Annotated in this window: 13 protein-coding genes, 1 other RNA gene and 1 pseudogene; 9 read left to right on the top strand and 6 right to left on the bottom strand. The window is 42.3% G+C overall.

The annotated features are described in order from the left end of the window. The first annotated feature begins 69 nt into the window (after window positions 1-69). Both ffs and Q4579_RS02755 read left to right on the top strand, forming a co-directional pair. Window positions 70-166, top strand: an RNA gene (ffs, locus tag Q4579_RS02760) — signal recognition particle sRNA small type. A gap of 391 nt (window positions 167-557) precedes the next feature. Continuing rightward, entirely contained in the window at window positions 558-1,562 is a 1,005-nt protein-coding gene (locus Q4579_RS02755) for a hypothetical protein (protein ID WP_303561435.1), read from the top strand. Window positions 1,563-2,301: 739 nt separating this feature from the next. Here Q4579_RS02755 and Q4579_RS02750 read toward each other — a convergent pair. Continuing rightward, window positions 2,302-3,636 carry an MATE family Na+-driven efflux transporter gene (locus Q4579_RS02750; RefSeq protein ID WP_303561433.1) on the bottom strand — a complete coding sequence of 445 codons (1,335 nt, stop codon included), beginning with the start codon at window positions 3,634-3,636 and terminating at the stop codon, window positions 2,302-2,304. A 364-nt stretch (window positions 3,637-4,000) separates the two neighbouring features. Between Q4579_RS02750 and Q4579_RS02745 the strand changes: the two genes are divergently transcribed. Beyond that, window positions 4,001-5,557: an MFS transporter gene (locus Q4579_RS02745; RefSeq protein ID WP_303561432.1), complete on the top strand. Its 1,557-nt coding sequence runs from the start codon at window positions 4,001-4,003 to the stop codon at window positions 5,555-5,557. Between the two features lie 800 nt (window positions 5,558-6,357). On the opposite strand, the gene Q4579_RS02740 is transcribed toward Q4579_RS02745, so the two are convergent. The 3 genes and pseudogenes from Q4579_RS02740 to Q4579_RS02730 form a co-directional block, all read right to left on the bottom strand. After that, window positions 6,358-7,416, bottom strand: coding sequence for a fatty acid desaturase (locus Q4579_RS02740; protein WP_303561430.1), 1,059 nt, complete (start codon window positions 7,414-7,416; stop codon window positions 6,358-6,360). A gap of 145 nt (window positions 7,417-7,561) precedes the next feature. Beyond that, window positions 7,562-8,929: a Na+/H+ antiporter NhaA gene (gene nhaA / locus Q4579_RS02735; RefSeq protein ID WP_303561428.1), complete on the bottom strand. Its 1,368-nt coding sequence runs from the start codon at window positions 8,927-8,929 to the stop codon at window positions 7,562-7,564. 376 nt (window positions 8,930-9,305) lie between these two features. Then, window positions 9,306-9,568 (bottom strand): annotated as a pseudogene (locus Q4579_RS02730) (transposase family protein); the annotation flags it as partial. Window positions 9,569-9,993: 425 nt separating this feature from the next. Here Q4579_RS02730 and Q4579_RS02725 point away from each other — a divergent pair. Continuing rightward, window positions 9,994-10,149, top strand: a complete 156-nt coding sequence (locus tag Q4579_RS02725; RefSeq protein ID WP_303561427.1) for a hypothetical protein — start codon at window positions 9,994-9,996, stop codon at window positions 10,147-10,149. 121 nt (window positions 10,150-10,270) lie between these two features. Here the strand turns inward: Q4579_RS02725 and Q4579_RS02720 are convergent, their stop codons facing one another. Further along, window positions 10,271-10,522, bottom strand: a complete 252-nt coding sequence (locus Q4579_RS02720) for a hypothetical protein (protein ID WP_303561426.1) — start codon at window positions 10,520-10,522, stop codon at window positions 10,271-10,273. Between the two features lie 614 nt (window positions 10,523-11,136). Between Q4579_RS02720 and Q4579_RS02715 the strand changes: the two genes are divergently transcribed. The 5 genes from Q4579_RS02715 (at window position 11,137) to Q4579_RS02695 (ending at window position 15,855) form a co-directional block, all read left to right on the top strand. Further along, window positions 11,137-12,750, top strand: coding sequence for an IS1634 family transposase (locus Q4579_RS02715; protein ID WP_303561425.1), 1,614 nt, complete (start codon window positions 11,137-11,139; stop codon window positions 12,748-12,750). A gap of 879 nt (window positions 12,751-13,629) precedes the next feature. Further along, window positions 13,630-13,971, top strand: a complete 342-nt coding sequence (locus Q4579_RS02710; RefSeq protein WP_303561424.1) for a hypothetical protein — start codon at window positions 13,630-13,632, stop codon at window positions 13,969-13,971. Between the two features lie 340 nt (window positions 13,972-14,311). Further along, window positions 14,312-14,863 (top strand): winged helix-turn-helix domain-containing protein, encoded by a 552-nt coding sequence (locus Q4579_RS02705; protein ID WP_303561423.1) that lies wholly within the window; start codon window positions 14,312-14,314, stop codon window positions 14,861-14,863. Further along, window positions 14,860-15,261: a hypothetical protein gene (locus Q4579_RS02700; RefSeq protein WP_303561422.1), complete on the top strand. Its 402-nt coding sequence runs from the start codon at window positions 14,860-14,862 to the stop codon at window positions 15,259-15,261. The genes Q4579_RS02705 and Q4579_RS02700 overlap by 4 nt, the downstream gene beginning before the upstream one ends. A gap of 168 nt (window positions 15,262-15,429) precedes the next feature. Beyond that, window positions 15,430-15,855: a hypothetical protein gene (locus Q4579_RS02695; protein ID WP_303561421.1), complete on the top strand. Its 426-nt coding sequence runs from the start codon at window positions 15,430-15,432 to the stop codon at window positions 15,853-15,855. Between the two features lie 22 nt (window positions 15,856-15,877). On the opposite strand, the gene Q4579_RS02690 is transcribed toward Q4579_RS02695, so the two are convergent. Further along, on the bottom strand, window positions 15,878-16,813 hold the full coding sequence (locus Q4579_RS02690; protein ID WP_303561420.1) for a LysR family transcriptional regulator: 936 nt from the start codon (window positions 16,811-16,813) through the stop codon (window positions 15,878-15,880). Window positions 16,814-16,854 lie beyond the last annotated feature (41 nt).

Raw genomic sequence — 16,854 nt, 5'->3', positions numbered from 1 at the left:
TGGATAATCCCTCCCGTTCTCACAACAAGCCCAGCGCCTGTGCTGAGACAACAAATCTATGGAGGCCCCCATTGGTCCTCCCGCAACACTAACTCGTGAACCCGGTCAGGCCTGGAAGGGAGCAGCCGCAGCGAGCGACGTGTGTGCCGGGATGTGGCTGGTGGGGGTCTCCACCCATCTGGCGTTTGTAGTTTTCACCATAAGCCTGCATATCTTCTCTGAATCCTGACATACTTTGCAGCATCAGCTGACATCGTCACTTCATTACGTAAATCAATGACACTTCTGCCCTGAAGCGTATCTCCACTTGTTGTTTCTCCTAACTTGGTATTGTCCCTTTCCGCGTTAGTCTGATTACTCAGTGGCAGATCGTGCCACTAAAACTACAGTTCATTTATTAATGACTGGCGGCTCATCATCGGTGATTGAAAACTCCCACAAACGTGCATCACGAGCCGATTTACAGTTACTTTCACATTTGCATAACTATGTCGATGATTCGATCACAAATAATCGCTAGTATACGTTTATTAGGTCGATTATTGAGTGAGGTGCAGGTGCAACAGCAAGATTTAGAAGAAAAAGTTATTTCTGCAACAAAGGATTTTGCTACCTCGATTAACTTATCAGGGAAACTGTTGGCTGATATGTCACCCCTTATCAAGATCACATCAACAGTTCCTTTAGCTAATTTAGATTATTGGGAAAGGCTTGTTCGTGAAGAGTTTTCTAAAGCACTAGAAAACACGGCTCAGCCGAAATGGAAAATATGGGCCAAACCCTCTCAACAACTGACTTGGCTAGACTTGATTAGCTGGGATGGTTATAGGAGAGAGAAAACTCTTCGGGCTATTTCGGGAGCAGCCCCCAATGCTTTTTTTCTTTTATTGGCTATCCGTAGGCTAAATGACTGGGTTCCTCAAGTTAGAGAAGCTGCAAGAGATAAGCTTCCATTAATAGCGAAAGAAACCGATCCTGAACAAGTTGTAAACTCACTATGTTTAACTTTAGCTAATTGGCATTCATGGGGGCGAATTGAGGAAGTCGATAAAAAGGTACTTCTAGAAATTATTTCCAGACAAGAAGTTGCAGAGGCATTCAGAGCAAAGTTGATATCTTCTTCATCAGGGCCAATGCCATCCTTGTTCTCTCAACTCGGGCGCACTTCCATTTTAGATGAATTCCTAGATAAGATCGCTGAACTCTCCATCCAACCCGCAGTTAGGGCAAAGGCTTATCGTAGTCAATTAGAAGGCCGTATGGCTTGGGTTGAGGGGCGAAAATGGGTATGGACAGATATCCGATATTGCGAAGGAAAATACCAAGCAATCGTATCTGAAAGGAAATTGAATGTTTCAACGTCACCTTTAGCTTTGATCAAAAAATCAGCCAAGGATCGCTCTCCAATAGTTAGGCGGGTAGCCGCAGAGTTTCTAATAAGGAACCTTGATGAATTTGGTACTCAAGCTAAGAGCTTTGCCGAGTATTTTGCATCTGATAAATCAGGCTCTGTATCAGAAAGAGGAAGATTCGCTTTAAAGCAGTTAAAGAAAACTAGTTAGGACAGCATGTTTAATATTTATAAAAATATGCTGAGCGCATATTCACTTTCAAACCGATTAAACTGTTTTAACGATGAAAGGAATTGTCCAAAAGCTTTCATTTTCGGCACCTCGTTCGATGGTGCCGTTCTTCATTTTGGGATAAGAAAAGTTATTCAGGGGTAGCTAGATTAGAAAACTCACTGACTCACTTCTGCCCAAAAATGAGTTGCTAACTTCTCACGCAACTCTAGGGAAAAATTCAGGACGAATTTTTAGGTTGTCGGCGCCGGGAGCGCCTACAACGGCCCGGACCACAATAGAGAATCAGAGGCATTTCTGGGTACTCTTTGGGCCAGCAAAGAGTATCTGGCGCGCATTTCAAAAAAGCTGATTTTGGCACTGAACTCAAACGCGACATACACGCATAATTTTAAGATATATGCATGTGCTATCTGGATTCCCGCCTGCGCGGTAATGACAGCTTTTTGTATTTACGTCATAAAAAGGAATCACATCCCCTGGGAATGATTGGGTTTGAAACATGATTAATGTCCAGAACTATACGAAGACTTCCCGCAGACATGAGCAATGCTTCGTCGGAGTGACACCATAAAAGAAAAAACCTTTCACATTCCGTTGCAGCTGCTGAATCAAAAGAAGGTGATGTCACCTTCGGTTGCAAACAACACGTTCGCCAATGCCCTCCCATCGTCTCGCTTCGAAAACGCACATCAGGTGTATTTCTGCGCATGGATCATTACAGGCATGAATGGCTCTCTGCATGTTGGGCTGGGTTCATTTTATTTCGGAGGGCGAGGTACAGTAACCAGGTGATTATCGCATCGGCTGTAATCCCCAAACCGAACATCATGGCAATTCTTTCAAGCGTCGGGATAAAGAGACCCGCTTGGTAAAGTACAAAAGCACTGCCGTAAAACAAGGTATTGACGATGAGTGACTGGAACAGCATTAAATCAGTGCGTCCAATCCCGTAAAAGTAGCTGTCGATGATATTGTTCAGGCTGAAAATGGCATAGAAGCCAACCATGAGCCACACGAGGTTTGTGATGGCGGCTGAATCTTCAACGCCCAGAACATTCGCAATAAAACTGTTCCACAATGGAGCGCTCAGTAACCAGATAGCGAGGATTCCGACAGTGATCCAAAGGTAGCTGCGAATGCGTTCCGAGGTTAACCCACCGTTTGTCGCAGCATCTTGCTTCACCAGTTGTCCGAGTGTCAACACAGGCAGCAGCAACCATCCCCAGATAAACTGGTTCGCAACCCAGAAAGGCCCAGCTTGTTGTACTTGGTTGATTAACTGAAGAATCATGACAATAAAGGCGGTGTTGCGCACCAGGGATTCAACCCCTGACTTCCATCCAATTTTTGCCCATTCTTTCAGCCAACGTGTTGGTTGGAATGAAATCAACCTGAGGCTGAGACGGAGCCCTGATTTGGAGAGGTATACGATGGCAATGAGTGCGAGAAGACTATTCACAGCAATATTACTGAAGGCAATGCCTTGTACCCCCAGTTGGAGGGAGTAGGGCAACTGACTCACGAAAAGGCTATCGCATAGTATGGTCATCAGAGTTTGTATGATGAGTAGTCCATAGAGCGCTTTTTGTTCGTTCTTGAGAACGAGTATCAATGACAAAAATGCATAAAAACTGGAGAGTAAAATCGCGACGGATTCCAGGCGAATATATTGGATGGTCTGCTGTAATTGATCGTTTTGTTGCTGCATGGCTTCCACAAATCGAGGCGCTAGCCACAATACAAACAGGGTCACCAAAAGGTAGCTGGTTAAGGTCACGAAAAGCGAGAGACTGGCGCGTTTACGAAAAGCTTCATTGTGATGGATCACTTGACCCAAAATAAATGCAAGCGGGATGAGCAATGCTTCACTGAGTACTTCATACCCCACATTGAGCCAAGCCACTTGCGCTGCAATACTAAAAGCCCATGGGCTGGGGATACTGCCTAAAAAATGAATTCGGGTGGTCGAGTAGATTAAAGGGATGAAGCTTGTGAGGAGCAAGACGAACCACAGACGGTAGTTGATCGCTTTTATTTCGTTGTATATCAATTTTTAGCCTTGTTCTGTGTGGGCCGCTGGAGGGAGATTTTTCTCCCAATCTGAACCGCAGTGAATTGTAAAAGATACGCCGTCATCATCAGGTTGCGACCATCCATTGGCTTGTGTGGGCCGCTGATGACTTTTGAACCACAACGATTTTGTTACATCGTCCTGAACTTCGTCCAGTGAGTTCAATCAAAGTTGGGCCACTTCGCTGAATTTCATCGTACGATGATAGCGTTCTGTGGCTGCAAGTCACTCATTCTTCGAGGTGAAATCGAGAGAAAGCCGCTTGAGTGGCTATCGTGACTTTGACCGACCGTCGTTCAATCTATACTATTGAGACTTATTCTCATTTATATTGAGCGTACTCATGGAACGATACCGAACGCATGCACTGGTCATCGCGGCTTATCTCGGAACCTTTCTGTCAACACTGGACATCAGTATTGTCAACGTCGCGTTACCGACTCTTCAGGAAGCACTTCATGCGGATATGGCCGGGCTTCAGTGGATCATTAACATTTACGCGATCGCGCTCTCGGCAGTGATGTTGTCCGCAGGCCCGCTGGGTGATAAATACGGACACAAGCGAGTGTGGCTGGGCAGTGTCGCGCTCTTTGTGATGGGCTCCGTGATTTGTGCCTTCGCCGCCGACCTGAATACTTTGCTGTGGGGCCGCGGGGTACAAGGGGTTGCTGGTGCGTTGCTAATCCCCGGTGCCATGCCGATTCTGACCCACGCATTTCCCGATTCCCGTCAGCGTGCCCTTGCGATTGGCGGCTGGTCGGCCTGCAGTGCTCTCTCGCTTGTTTCGGGTCCTTTGATTGGTGGTTTGCTGATTGAGCATATTGGCTGGTCAAGCATCTTTTGGGTCAATGTTCCCATCGGTATCATTGCTGCTTTGCTCGGTGCCTGGGGGATTCGGGAGCGGAAGCATCCGGAGCATGCGGCGTTTGATCCTGTGGGTCAGGTGCTGAGCATGGTCTGGCTCGGTATGCTCAGCTATGCGCTGATTGAAATGGGCGAGCATGGTGCTTCTGCGGAGAAAGTTCTGTTGCCGCTCTCCTGTGCCGCAGTGGCTTTTGTGGTTTTTGTCTGGATTGAGCTTACGGTCAAGCGACCGTTGTTCCCCATCCATCTATTTCGGAATATCACTTTTGCCGTGGCCAATCTGGCTTCTTTTGCACTGGGGTTTTCGTCCTATGCCAGTCTGTTTTTTCTGTCGCTTTATTTGCAGCAGGTGCAGGGGGATACGCCTGCAATGGCCGGGTGGCATCTGATGCCGCAATTCACAATGATGGGCGTGGCATCGTTGCTGTTTGGCCGGATGGCCCGGCATGTTTCGCTGAAGAAACTGATGGCCACCGGATACACGCTGATCGGGGTGTCACTGTGCGGGATGTCATTATTTGCGGCTGATACGTCTTACATTTTTATCGGCGTCATCCTTGCGGTGCTTGGCTTAGGGGCGGGGCTCTCCGTTCCAGCCACCGGGATGATGGTTATGGGATTTGCGCCCGCTGAGCGCGCAGGGATCGCTTCGGCAACGATGAATGCGTTGCGACAGATCGGGATGACGCTGGGTATTGCTGTGCTCGGCAGCGTGATGAGCCTTTATGCGATTCAGGAGATGGCCAATAGCGTGAATGCTGACAGCATAGAGGCGGCTGTTGAGATAGCCCATCGCGCAGTGATGAGTCATGAGTTTCCGCAGGGACGTGAGGCACTGATTTCGGTTTATCAGTCCTCAATGGCGGCCGGGTTTGGCGTGGTGATGTTCTGTGCGGGCCTGCTCAGCCTGCTGGCTGCGGTGATGCTGGTCGTTTTCACGGATGACAGCCAAACCTCGCATGTTCATTCTCATGCTGACAGCAAAGCTGGCAACCACGGAAAAGCACATAAGCACACCTACAATAAGTCAGCCTGAAATCATTGGTTTGCAAAGTGCGTAGGGCAAGAAGTATTTTCCCTTATGGTCTATCGTCGCTGGTGCCCAAGGATCCGGCGGCTTTCTTCTAGGAGGTTATTCGGACTATTCTTCAATGCTCGTAACTTCACATTGACCAATTATGCTTATTTCTGCGGCGTGAGCCGAACTCATTGCCTGACGACGGTGCCAGCTAATAATTCACTGCTTAAGCTTGCCAATGTGCATTTACGGGTAGGGCTGATTACTGATAGGCCGAACAGCTGACCAATCAAGTTAAGTGAAAGAAAAAATCTTACACATTCCGATGCAGATGCTAAGCCAAGGGAAGGTTATGTCACCTTATGCTTCATTTCTATGTCACCTTATGGTGCCAATGAAGACATAACCTTCTGATATGTCGAGCGTGGTTATGTCAGCTTATGGTGCAAGCAATACGTTTGTCAATTCAATATTTTCCTCGTTCCTGAGATCTTCTGCATTTAAGCTGACATCGTCACTTCATTACGTAAATCAATGACACTTCTGCCCTGAAGCGTATCTCCACTTGTTGTTTCTCCTAACTTGGTATTGCCCAAAAGTATGTTAAGTCCGACGTTTAATCCCGATAACAATTTGAAATGTTGTGATAGTAAATTGCCACCGACTTATTGATTATTTCTAATAATATATTTATTAAGTGCGATGATTAAATTTATATAAATCTAGCTTTTACAAGATATTAAATATGTTTATATTACATGCTATCATTTAAACTTCTCTCTAAAAAATTGGTTGATTTATATGGGTTGTTATGTTGATTATAAATATTTATCTTCTTCAATTTCCCTTGCTTCTTTGTAAGAAACCATTCTTTGTTTATCCTCGTCCCATAAAGCAGAACGGAAACAATTAATGATGTCTGAAGGAGACAGAGTTGTTGTAATCGGTGCTTGTAACTCAGGAACTTTATCCATAACTTCAGGCAATCGATAAAATGGAATCCTAACATTGAGGTGATGAATATGATGATAGCCAATGTTCCCTGTAAACCACTGCATGATTCGATTCATTCGCATATAACTTGATGATTCTAAAGCTGCACGATAGTAGTTCCAAGACTCAGGTGAGACTATTTGCATTCGTCGAAAACTGTGTTGGGCAAAAAACAAATAACATCCAAGCGTGGAAGCAATTGTCATTGGAAGTAAAATGACGAAAAAAGCCAGATTGAAGCCACCAGATAACCATAAAAGGGTAATCAATCCAAAGTGAACAATCAGCGATATAAGGGAGTCGAAGTGTTTGATAGGATTTTTCAGAAGAGGAATGAGAGTAATATTTATCAGAAAGACAAGAGGGTAACTAAACAGTACAACCAACGGGTGCCGTTGTATTCTATAGACAAGGCGCTGCCATCGCGATGATTCTTTCCACATTTTTGTGGATATAACCGGAAAAGTCCCTGCCACTATTGTTGATATCTGTCCGACATGTCCATGATGATAGTTATGGCTTTCGAGCCAAGAGCGAGGTGGTGTTAAAACTAAAGCTCCGAATGTATAAAACAGCCAGAAGGCGATTCGTGAATGATGAAGGATTGAACCGTGCAAATAATCATGGTACGTAATGAAGGAACGAACAATCAATAATCCACCTAAGACAGAAAAAATAAAACGAATCGGCCAAAATTCAACTATCCCTGCGACGGCTAAAGCCGCCATCATGAACAAAAAAGTAGAAATAACATACCACCAACTTGTCGCTGGCGATTCTTCAGTAAAATTTTTGGTTGCTTTAAGTAAATCTTTGCCTACTCGGATGCCTGCACTGTGTTGAGGCTCTTCACTGTCTATCGGGGGGATATTTACATGAATCATTACTACACCTCCTCACTAAAAAATTTTAGAACTATTATAAATGATTTTCCAAAACTTTTAGGTGGTTTGAAAGGCCGGCTTATTCGTTACAACGATATAAATCATGATGCATATCATCGAGTGGTTTTATTTTAGTTGGTGAGAATTATAGTTTGTTTTTTGAAATGTTTATAAGTTTGGCATCTCGATTTAATAGCCATGATAGGAATATAATTCCTGTAAGTGCCGAAAATAAAGATGCAGAAAAAATAGCAGCTTTTGCAATACTTATTAATGTTGGTTCTAAAGCTAAGTGAGCAATAAACAATGACATAGTGAAACCTATTCCAGCGAGAAGGCTTCCCCCGATAAGGTAATGCCAAGATAGGTCTGGTGGTCGGATAGCTATTTTGAACAGTGTTGCTAACCAACTAAATAAGACAATACCGATAGGCTTCCCAATAACGAGACCCATAAATATTGAAAAATATAAAGAACTAGAAAACTCTGAAAATGAAATTGATACTCCGGCATTAGCAAATGCAAACAAAGGCATGATTAAAAAACCTACCCAAGGGTGCAGAATAGTTTCTAAGCGTTCTAGTGGTGAAAGTGCTTCTCGTGCAGCAGCTTCAGCGGTTTTTAAAGCTTGACGATCTATATCAAATGAATCATGTTGGCTTGATGTCGGTGATGGAACAACACATTCCATTATTTTTAACAATCGTTCTTCATTAACCCATCGATTAGTAGGTGTTATTAGACCTAAGATAACACCAGTTACTGTTGGATGAATTCCAGACATATCAATTAACAACCAAATTAAAACACCAACAATAAAATATACTATGAGACTTCTTATTCCAAGGATTGACATGGATTTTACAAACAAGAAACCGAGTAATGCTAGTGAAATATAATAAAAGTTAATATTTTTACCGTATCCAAAAGCAACAACAATAATTGCACCTATATCATCAATGACGGCTAAAGAAAGCATGAATATCCGCAAAGTTTTTGGAATTCGAGGGCCGAGAATTGTAAGGGAGGCGATGACAAATGCGGTATCTGTTGCCATGACGATCCCCCAACCATGTTGCCCAGATTGACCAATTTGAAAAGCCATGTAGATTAATACAGGAACCAACATACCACCAATAGCACCCGCTATAGAAAGCATGGCTAAGCGTGGTTTATTTAATTCGCCTAAGACTATTTCACGTTTTAGCTCAAGTGAGACTAGGAAGAAGAAAAATGTCATCAAAGCTTCATTGATCCACTCCTGAAGTGAGCGTGTAAATTCAATCGTTCCGAACGAGATCCCAATAGGTGTTTGCCATAATAGTAAAAATCCATCTGCCAAAGGAGAGTTGGAAATAGCCAAGGAAGCGATGGTAAAGAAAAGCAAAAATGCGCCAGCTGCGGCTTCAACTCTCATGAATCGTGTAATTGGTTGGGTTATCCAGTCAATATATTTCTTTGGTAACTGGGTAGGATGGCCACGCTGAAGTGACTTAAAATTACTTTTTTTCATGGTCTTAACGTCATAAATTGAACACCTGTAATGGACTTATCTTTTTGAGTGGTTTAAATAAATTTCCGCATACATTATTAATGTAATTTTTTTCAAAGAATATTGATTGATAGGATTGTAGAGTTCGAGTGAATTCATAAAGACTTACAGCCTCTGGATTTTATTATATGCTCTGGTATATATTTCTGCTACCTTGGCATTAACTAAGTCTCGAATATATTCAATCTGTTGATATGAATCTGGTTGATTTTTATTTGAATCACGTACCCTATAATCTCGTATTCTGGCAGCTTTACCGTGTCCTTCTGATAAAAAATATTCAGCAATATTCCGATGCTCACTGAGCATGCGTTCATAAATTTTTCAGTCTGAAACATTTTAAAAAGCAGTCTTGAAACTGGTCAGGTTCAATGGAAGAAACAACTTTGGCAATCGTGTCATGAACAGGGATGCCCTAGCGGAAAATTCCATTGTCCTGCAGCCAATCGAGATGAGTTTCACCAAAGTCTTCGATATCTTACTAGCCCTCCATACCTGCAATGGTGGCACATACGGTTAGACAAGTGGGTACAAGATTTTTGCTGACTGCCGTGAGTCTTGAATCACTGAAAAGAATTGAGAAAAAGCATCGATATGCATTAGGGACTTCCGTAAAAAAGAATTCCGTGCTCACAACCAGCTGTGAACGTCAAATTGCTATATTTTGTTCAAAAAATTCGATATTTTGCGCTGAAACTTTGATTCTCTTATGCAACAGTATTTACTTGGCTGATAATATGGATAAATTGATAGATTTTCACAAATTTTTATTTTTAAAAGACTATACTTATAAGCAGGGCGCGAGCATACTTCGTTCAATTCTTGTTCTAGTGGTGAACGAGCTTAAAATCTAGGCCAATTTTTACGAAAATTGCCGACAAGATGAAAAATTTTGAGTTCAATAAACAGACGAAGCGCTCACCTCCTGAGCGATCAAGTTAGTATGCTCTCACCCTGTACTTATAAGCATATGATTTAATCTTCCTGTGCTAGTAATAAATACTTTTAAATCAGAAGGTGATGTTATGTTTGACTGGATTAAGAATATTTTCACACAGAAAGACGATAATGTTGATGTGGATTCCGAAAAGACAAATTCGAATCACAAAAAAGTTGTCGATAAGAAAAATGAAGAGGTGCCTGTTGAGCCCTTATCGGAAAGTAAGGAAGATAATCGGTGATTTATTATGGTGTTGATTTTTAAGTAATTAGGAGTCTGATTTTGACTGTTTCTTATCAGACTCCATCATGTTGTATTGAAATGATAAGTTTTATAGCATACATAAATATTGCCAACATGTGCTATTTATTTACCTCAAGTGATTTTTGAATTACATCGGTAAAATGTGGAAGCTTTTCTATAAAATATTCCAAGTTAGATATCTCAGAATTTGCTACTTCACTTTTTATGAGTTCCAACATGCATGCGACAGCAATAGTTCGCTTTGCTTCTTTATCTTTAGTTATATGATAAACAGATCGAGCAGTAGCGACTCTACTATCTACCTGAATTTGAAGCAATTGAGAGAAGCACGAAGAGTTTTTGATGAACATGTCGATATCCTTTGATATTTTGGCTTTGGAAATTACTATTCATTATAGAGCAATTAAGCCTCATCTATATTATTTTTGTTTTCATATACTTAACTGGTTTTATTTAATCTTGTACTATTGATGCGTTGACCGGACTGAAGCACCTTTGCGAATTCCTGAATATCAATTTCGTATTTATCAGCCATGATGTGTCTCTCCCTTTTTCAGTCAGTGTAGGACAAGACACAAAACTTTGAACACTACCGTAAAGACTTTAACTCGGAAATGTCCAAAAACGAGCTTTGACCCCAAAGTTTCCCACTCCCCCAGGGGGAAATTCAGGGCGAATTTTCAGGTTGTCGGCGGCGGGAAGCCGACAACCTGCCGGGACAGCAGCAAAGAATAAAAAGGCATTTCTGGATACATTTATGCCAGCAAAGCGTATCTGGTGCGTATGAAATCATGCTGATAGAAATACCGAACTCAAGCGCGACATACTTCACCCGTCATTCCGCAGCCAATTTCATAATTAAAACAATGTGATCCAGTGATCGTTTTCAGGTGTTAGTGCAACTGACCTCTTGACCGCGATCCCCAGTTTTGATCTATTACTGTTATTTAACGGTCACTTTATTATGTCTGCTGCTCAACCTGTCATTAAACGCCTAGACCACTTAGGGCTAATCGCTGCTTTCTGTCATGAAATCGGTTTACCAGGCATTATTGATCGCATCATTCCCAAGTACTCGGAGCACAACGTTTCACATGGCGAGGCAGTCTTAGCAATGATTCTTAATGGCCTTGGCTTTCACAGTAGAACGCTGCATATGTTCTCTGACTTCTTCGAGACAAAGCCTGTTGCCAAGTTGCTCGCTAAAGACATTGAAGCGCACCATTTAACTGACGATGTACTCGGACGTACTTTAGATGCTTTATATGAAGCAGATGTCTCCGCACTTTATCAAGCGATTGCAGAGCATGTCGTTGATAAGCTAGGACTTAAAACAGACTCTGTCCACCCTGATATCACTAGCTTCCATGTCGATGGTGAATACGCCCAAGACGAAGATCTGAATGCCATTAAACTGGTAAAAGGCTACAGCCGAGACCACCGTCCAGAGCTAAATCAAGTGGTCCTTGAGCTGATTTGTGAAAACCAAGCAGGCCTACCTGTTTACATGCAAGCGCTTAGTGGCAACACCAACGATGCTAAGGCATTCTCAGAGGTCACTAAACGGCATATTCATTGCCTAAAGGCAGCTCAAAACAGTCGCTACTTCATCGCCGATGCCGCTCTATACACCGAAGAAAGCATTCGTTCACTGGATGAGCAACAACAGAAGTTTATTACGCGTGTTCCAATGACCATTAAGTCAGCTAAAGAAGCCTTAATGAACCTTGAGCCAGAGCAGCTGAGCCGTATCGGCAATGGCTACTCGGGTTGCTGGGTTGACGCTGATTATGGCTCGGTTACTCAGAAGTGGCTGTTGATTCATAGTGAACAAGCAACCAAGCGAGAAGAGGTAACGTTCTATAAGAACTTAGACAAAAATATCACCAAAGAGCAGAAAGCGCTGGGACAACTAATGAAAAAGAAGTTTGCTTGCGCAGTGGATGCCGAGCAAGCAATGGGCGACTTCGCCAGCCAGTGTCATTTGCTTGGCTTTGCACAATCAACCATCGTTAAAGAGCCAATCTATTCAGGTCGTGGTCGGCCGAAGAAAGACGAAAAGCCAACGGGATACCACTATTTGATAGATTCTACGCCTTATACCGATCTAGAAAAAGTGAAACTGGCCAAGCTTAAAGTGGGTATGTTTATTCTCGCCACCAACGATACTGACTACGCCGATCTAACAATGGCTGCATTGCTTGAGCATTACAAGTCTCAGCAAAAGGTTGAGCGCGGCTTTCGCTTTTTGAAAAGCCCTGAGTTCTTAACATCATCAATTTTCCTGAAGAAACCTCAGCGAATCGAGGCGCTACTGATGATCATGACGCTTAGCCTACTCGTTTACGCAAGCTTAGAGCACAAAATCCGAGAGAGTCTCACTAAGACCGAGGAATTCTTTCCTAGCATGGAAAAGAATAAGACGACAACTAAACCGACGGCACGTTGGGTATTCTTAAAATTCGAAGGTATCGACACACTCGAATTTGGCGGCCAAAGCTTCATAACGGGTGTTCAAGAGCATCAGACTCGGCTCCTTAGGCTTCTTGGTGTACTGTATGAAGCGGTTTATTCCTAAATTGGCTGCGGAATCTCGGGCCTAACATTTCAAGGGATTCATTTCTTTTGCTAAAGCGTCCGCTGACGTGACCTTCCTATCCATGCGCCCTGATGCGTTTTATGCGTATTTCGAGGCTCAGGTGTACCGTTCATCAATGGCAGATTGTGAATCGCCGGGAATCATGGTTTCGAAGTATTGGCTATGCGTGACGCGCCACGGGAGGGAAGGTGAACACATGAGTCTAGCCTCCTTTCATGGGTCTCTGTTCTCAATCAGTCGGATATTCATTGATTGCCATCCTGTGTCGTTGAGTTGATGCGCTGATTTATTGTTGAGTGGGGCAATTTAGCCCTGTGACGAGTTTGAATAGTCTCAAAATATATTTACAGTTAGGTTGAATGACTTATTTGATCGCAGTTTTATTGATATTTTAACTTATTCAACTATATCGATGGGTGAAAGTTTCTGTGGCTTTCGATTAAAATTGTAGATGGAATATTAAAGTCAGACAGCTTGAGCCTAATTTTAAATCGGGCTCGGTGATTTTCCGAGCACGCATGTGGAATCATATTGAGTGGTCTTCTCATTAATTTTTACGAGGTTCACAGTTCATGTTTTTGGCTAAGCATCTGATTAATATAATTTTTTAATTTTATTAATCAGGTGTGGCTGGTTGTGTATTTATATAAATGCATTCTTTTATAATCTTTTCAGACATCAATCAATATCAAGCGCGGCACCAGGATGATTAATTAAAGTCAGGGAAAGATTAATGCGTTATATAGATCAAAATAATCAGATCCATATCTATTGACTTGAGTTTCAATTGGACAGTAATTTATAACGGCACTTCGCACTACATGGAATGATTGACACTTGGGTGTCCTGGAGATAATTATGAATATAGTTTTACCAGTTCTGCTGGTCAGTTTATTAGCAATGTCTGGTTCTGCATTTGCCGATAAGAATGAAGGCAAAACTGAAATGATGGCAAACGGACTCGAAGTTAATGTCACGTCTCGTATGGATGGCGCTTGGGTATTAGTAGAAAAAGAAGGTGTACCGCAAGCCAATGTTACCGTTGTGGATACCAAAGGTGATAATCGCTATATGACCAATGATAAAGGCCGTGTCTTTGTATACAGCTCTAAGCCATATTCACATACGCTGAATCTGAAAGTTTCTGAAATTGGTGGTGAGCCAGTTGAAGTCAAAAGCCTGATCCCTTCTGACAAGTAGTGATCAGCAACGTTTTGTGTTAAGTCGTAGGTAAAGGGATTTACCGCCAAAACCGCTCTCTGTATAGTGAGCGGTTTTTTTTGAGCGTTTTTCACTAATTCTTTTAAATCCTGTCAATTCAATCGTATCAAGAAGTCATTCAAGCTTCCTGTTCAAGTTATATTCTGTATCCCCTTTGGTGAAAGGTCATCGTTAACTCGAAATGGCCAATGAATTTAAAATATTATGAAATAAGAAGGTGGGAGGACGGTCTTCTTGATATTGATTAATGTGACAATTGGGATTGAACTAATCATTTAATAAACGAGGTACGTTGAAATTAATTCACTTGGTAAACTATATGAAACATATTGTTTATATTGATTCAAGCACCAGAAAAATATCTTGTCATGACAAAGTTTCTGAATCTGCCTTGGCACATTCAGAAATTCTCATTCTGAATGTGTTATCGCTTCCTGATGCAAAAGAAGGCATCAGTAGAGATGAAATCATTGCATATGCCTGGCCAGGAAAAGTGGTTACCAAAAACTCACTTAACGTTGCCATGAATAATATTCGAAACACATTAAACGAGTTGAATGTTAATCCATCGATCATTACCTTACGAGGCTATGGTTATCAATTACATCATTCTCTGATTATTCATCAGGTTGATAGTTCACCCAATGTTCATTCGATTCATCACGAAGGTGCCGATGAAAAGGCGGTTGAACTTATAAAAAGAAAAAGAATTGAAGGGACTGAGATAGGAAAAAAATCCATTTACATCAATATTCATCAAACGTTTACTAAAATCTCAGCGAAATTACTGAATGGATACAAGCTGACGGTTATATTGATAACACTCATTTTTATGACTGTTTCATATTATTTCCAGATGAATCTGCTATGAATAAAAGATTAAACCTATTGCTCATCTTGATATTATTGTTTCTGCTCATTTGGCCTCATATTTATGGTCGATTTTTTCAGGCTGTTTATACAGTGAAAGAAGGTGAATATACGATTCTCATGATTTGTTCAGATGGTCAGTTCTCAGCCACTCGCCGAAACAGCCGTGATGAAGTCGTGCTTCACTCCTCTGGATCTGTGAAACGGTTTTGGTCGAATCAGATCTTTCTGTCGATTGAGAATATAGAATCTCCTGATACTTACCTACTGAAAGCAAATCATCCCTTGGATCACCGGGTGATTACGATACACAGCGATACAATGACTTACTATTCATCCATTGTGAAAAAAGTCGTGACAAGCCCGATTCAATATTCAGGAAATGCGAAAGATCGATAAGGGGTTGCCCTAAGCAGTTAACATGTAAAAACAGGTCTGATCAGCATTACGTATGACACGGTAAAAATCCCTGCAAGTCGCTTATTTTTCACCATAATGAAAGAGTACAGCCTAAAAAACTGCAACAAAAAAATTCGGATGCATAGACGACTGACGCAGGGAAATTCAATGAAAAATCAGCTATTGGGAATCAGTTTGACGGCGATACTGACGATACAGTTATCGGGGTGTGGTGTCTTGTTGCATCCGGAGCGGAAGGGGCAGCGGGGTGGTCAGCTTGATCCGGCCATCGTTGTATTAGATGCGGCAGGTTTAATTTTGTTTGTCGTACCCGGGTTGATCGCGTTCGGCGTTGATTTATATTACGGCACAATTTACCTGCCGGGCCGCGCGAAGACGCTCAGCGAAGCAGAACTCAATCTGTTCAAAACCGAGGATGGGCAGATTCAGCCAGAGCAACTCGCCAGGTATATTTCAGACGAAACGGGACAGCGTATCCAACCGGAAGCCATGGTGTCTTATTCGGTGGATTCGGTTGATGAGCTCAAACTCATGCTGACAGAGGGCCAGGTTCCTAAGAAGAGCTCTTCATAAACGGGGTCATGTGATTGCATTGTCAGGGGGCATCATGCTGAATCATTTGTGATGCCACATAGAGGTTCAGAATCGCTGTCCATCTTCCTGCTGGTTTTGAAAGCTCTTTTTTGACATGGTCAACGAAAAGCGCAACCGATCGGGCCGAATTGTTCGGATGCCATACCATATGAATATCCCATTGTGTGTTTTCCTGAAATGGGATTAACTGAATGGCATCGTAAATACCGAGAATTGATTTCTTCGGCAAAATGGCAACACCAGTATTGGATAAAATCAACGTAATCATTGTTTGTAAATCTGCAGAGATATTTGTGATCTTATATGTTTTGTTTTTCAGCAAATCCATCGTGTGCAAGTTGATCTGAGACTTACTGTGACTACTCATCATGAGCAGGTTATATTTCTGTAAATAGGCGTCAATATTGTCATCGACGTATTGGTTCTTTGAAACGGCCAGAACAAACTCATCCTTTGAAACCGGAATGCTGTTGAGCGCCTGTGAGGCTGGTTGTCTCATAAACCCAATATCCAGCGCACCTGAAAGGAGTTGTTCCTCTTGCTCCTGAGAACAGATATCAGCAAGTGAAATCAATATCTTACCGTGGAAATTCTGGAACTCACGAATCAGAACAGGCAGGAAGTCATTACTGGACTTGCCAAACGCAATCGATAAAGGAGTCAGGCTGTTCTGGGAAATGCTGGTAATGAATTCATCTGTTTTTTGAATATGCCGGTTTAAAGCCGTAATTTCATCAATCACCCGTTTTCCTGCCTCGGAGAGGGTCACGCCCTGACTGTCTCGAATAAACATTTCAATTGTATAAGCATCTTCAAAGTTTTTAATTTGCTTAGACAGTGCGGGTTGTGAAATACAAAGTATTTGTGAGGCGATTCGGAAGTTTTTCACTCTGGCCAAAATTTCAATCGAGCGCAAATATTTTGGGTTGACCTTCATCACTTTAAGTTATCGCCATAAAATTAATATCACTAGGCACT

The organism is Photobacterium sp. 1_MG-2023 (genome assembly GCF_030547945.1).
Taxonomy (GTDB): Bacteria; Pseudomonadota; Gammaproteobacteria; order Enterobacterales; family Vibrionaceae; genus Photobacterium.
The sequence above is the reverse complement of the archived record's forward strand: the minus strand, read 5'-3'. Positions and strand labels throughout refer to the sequence as shown.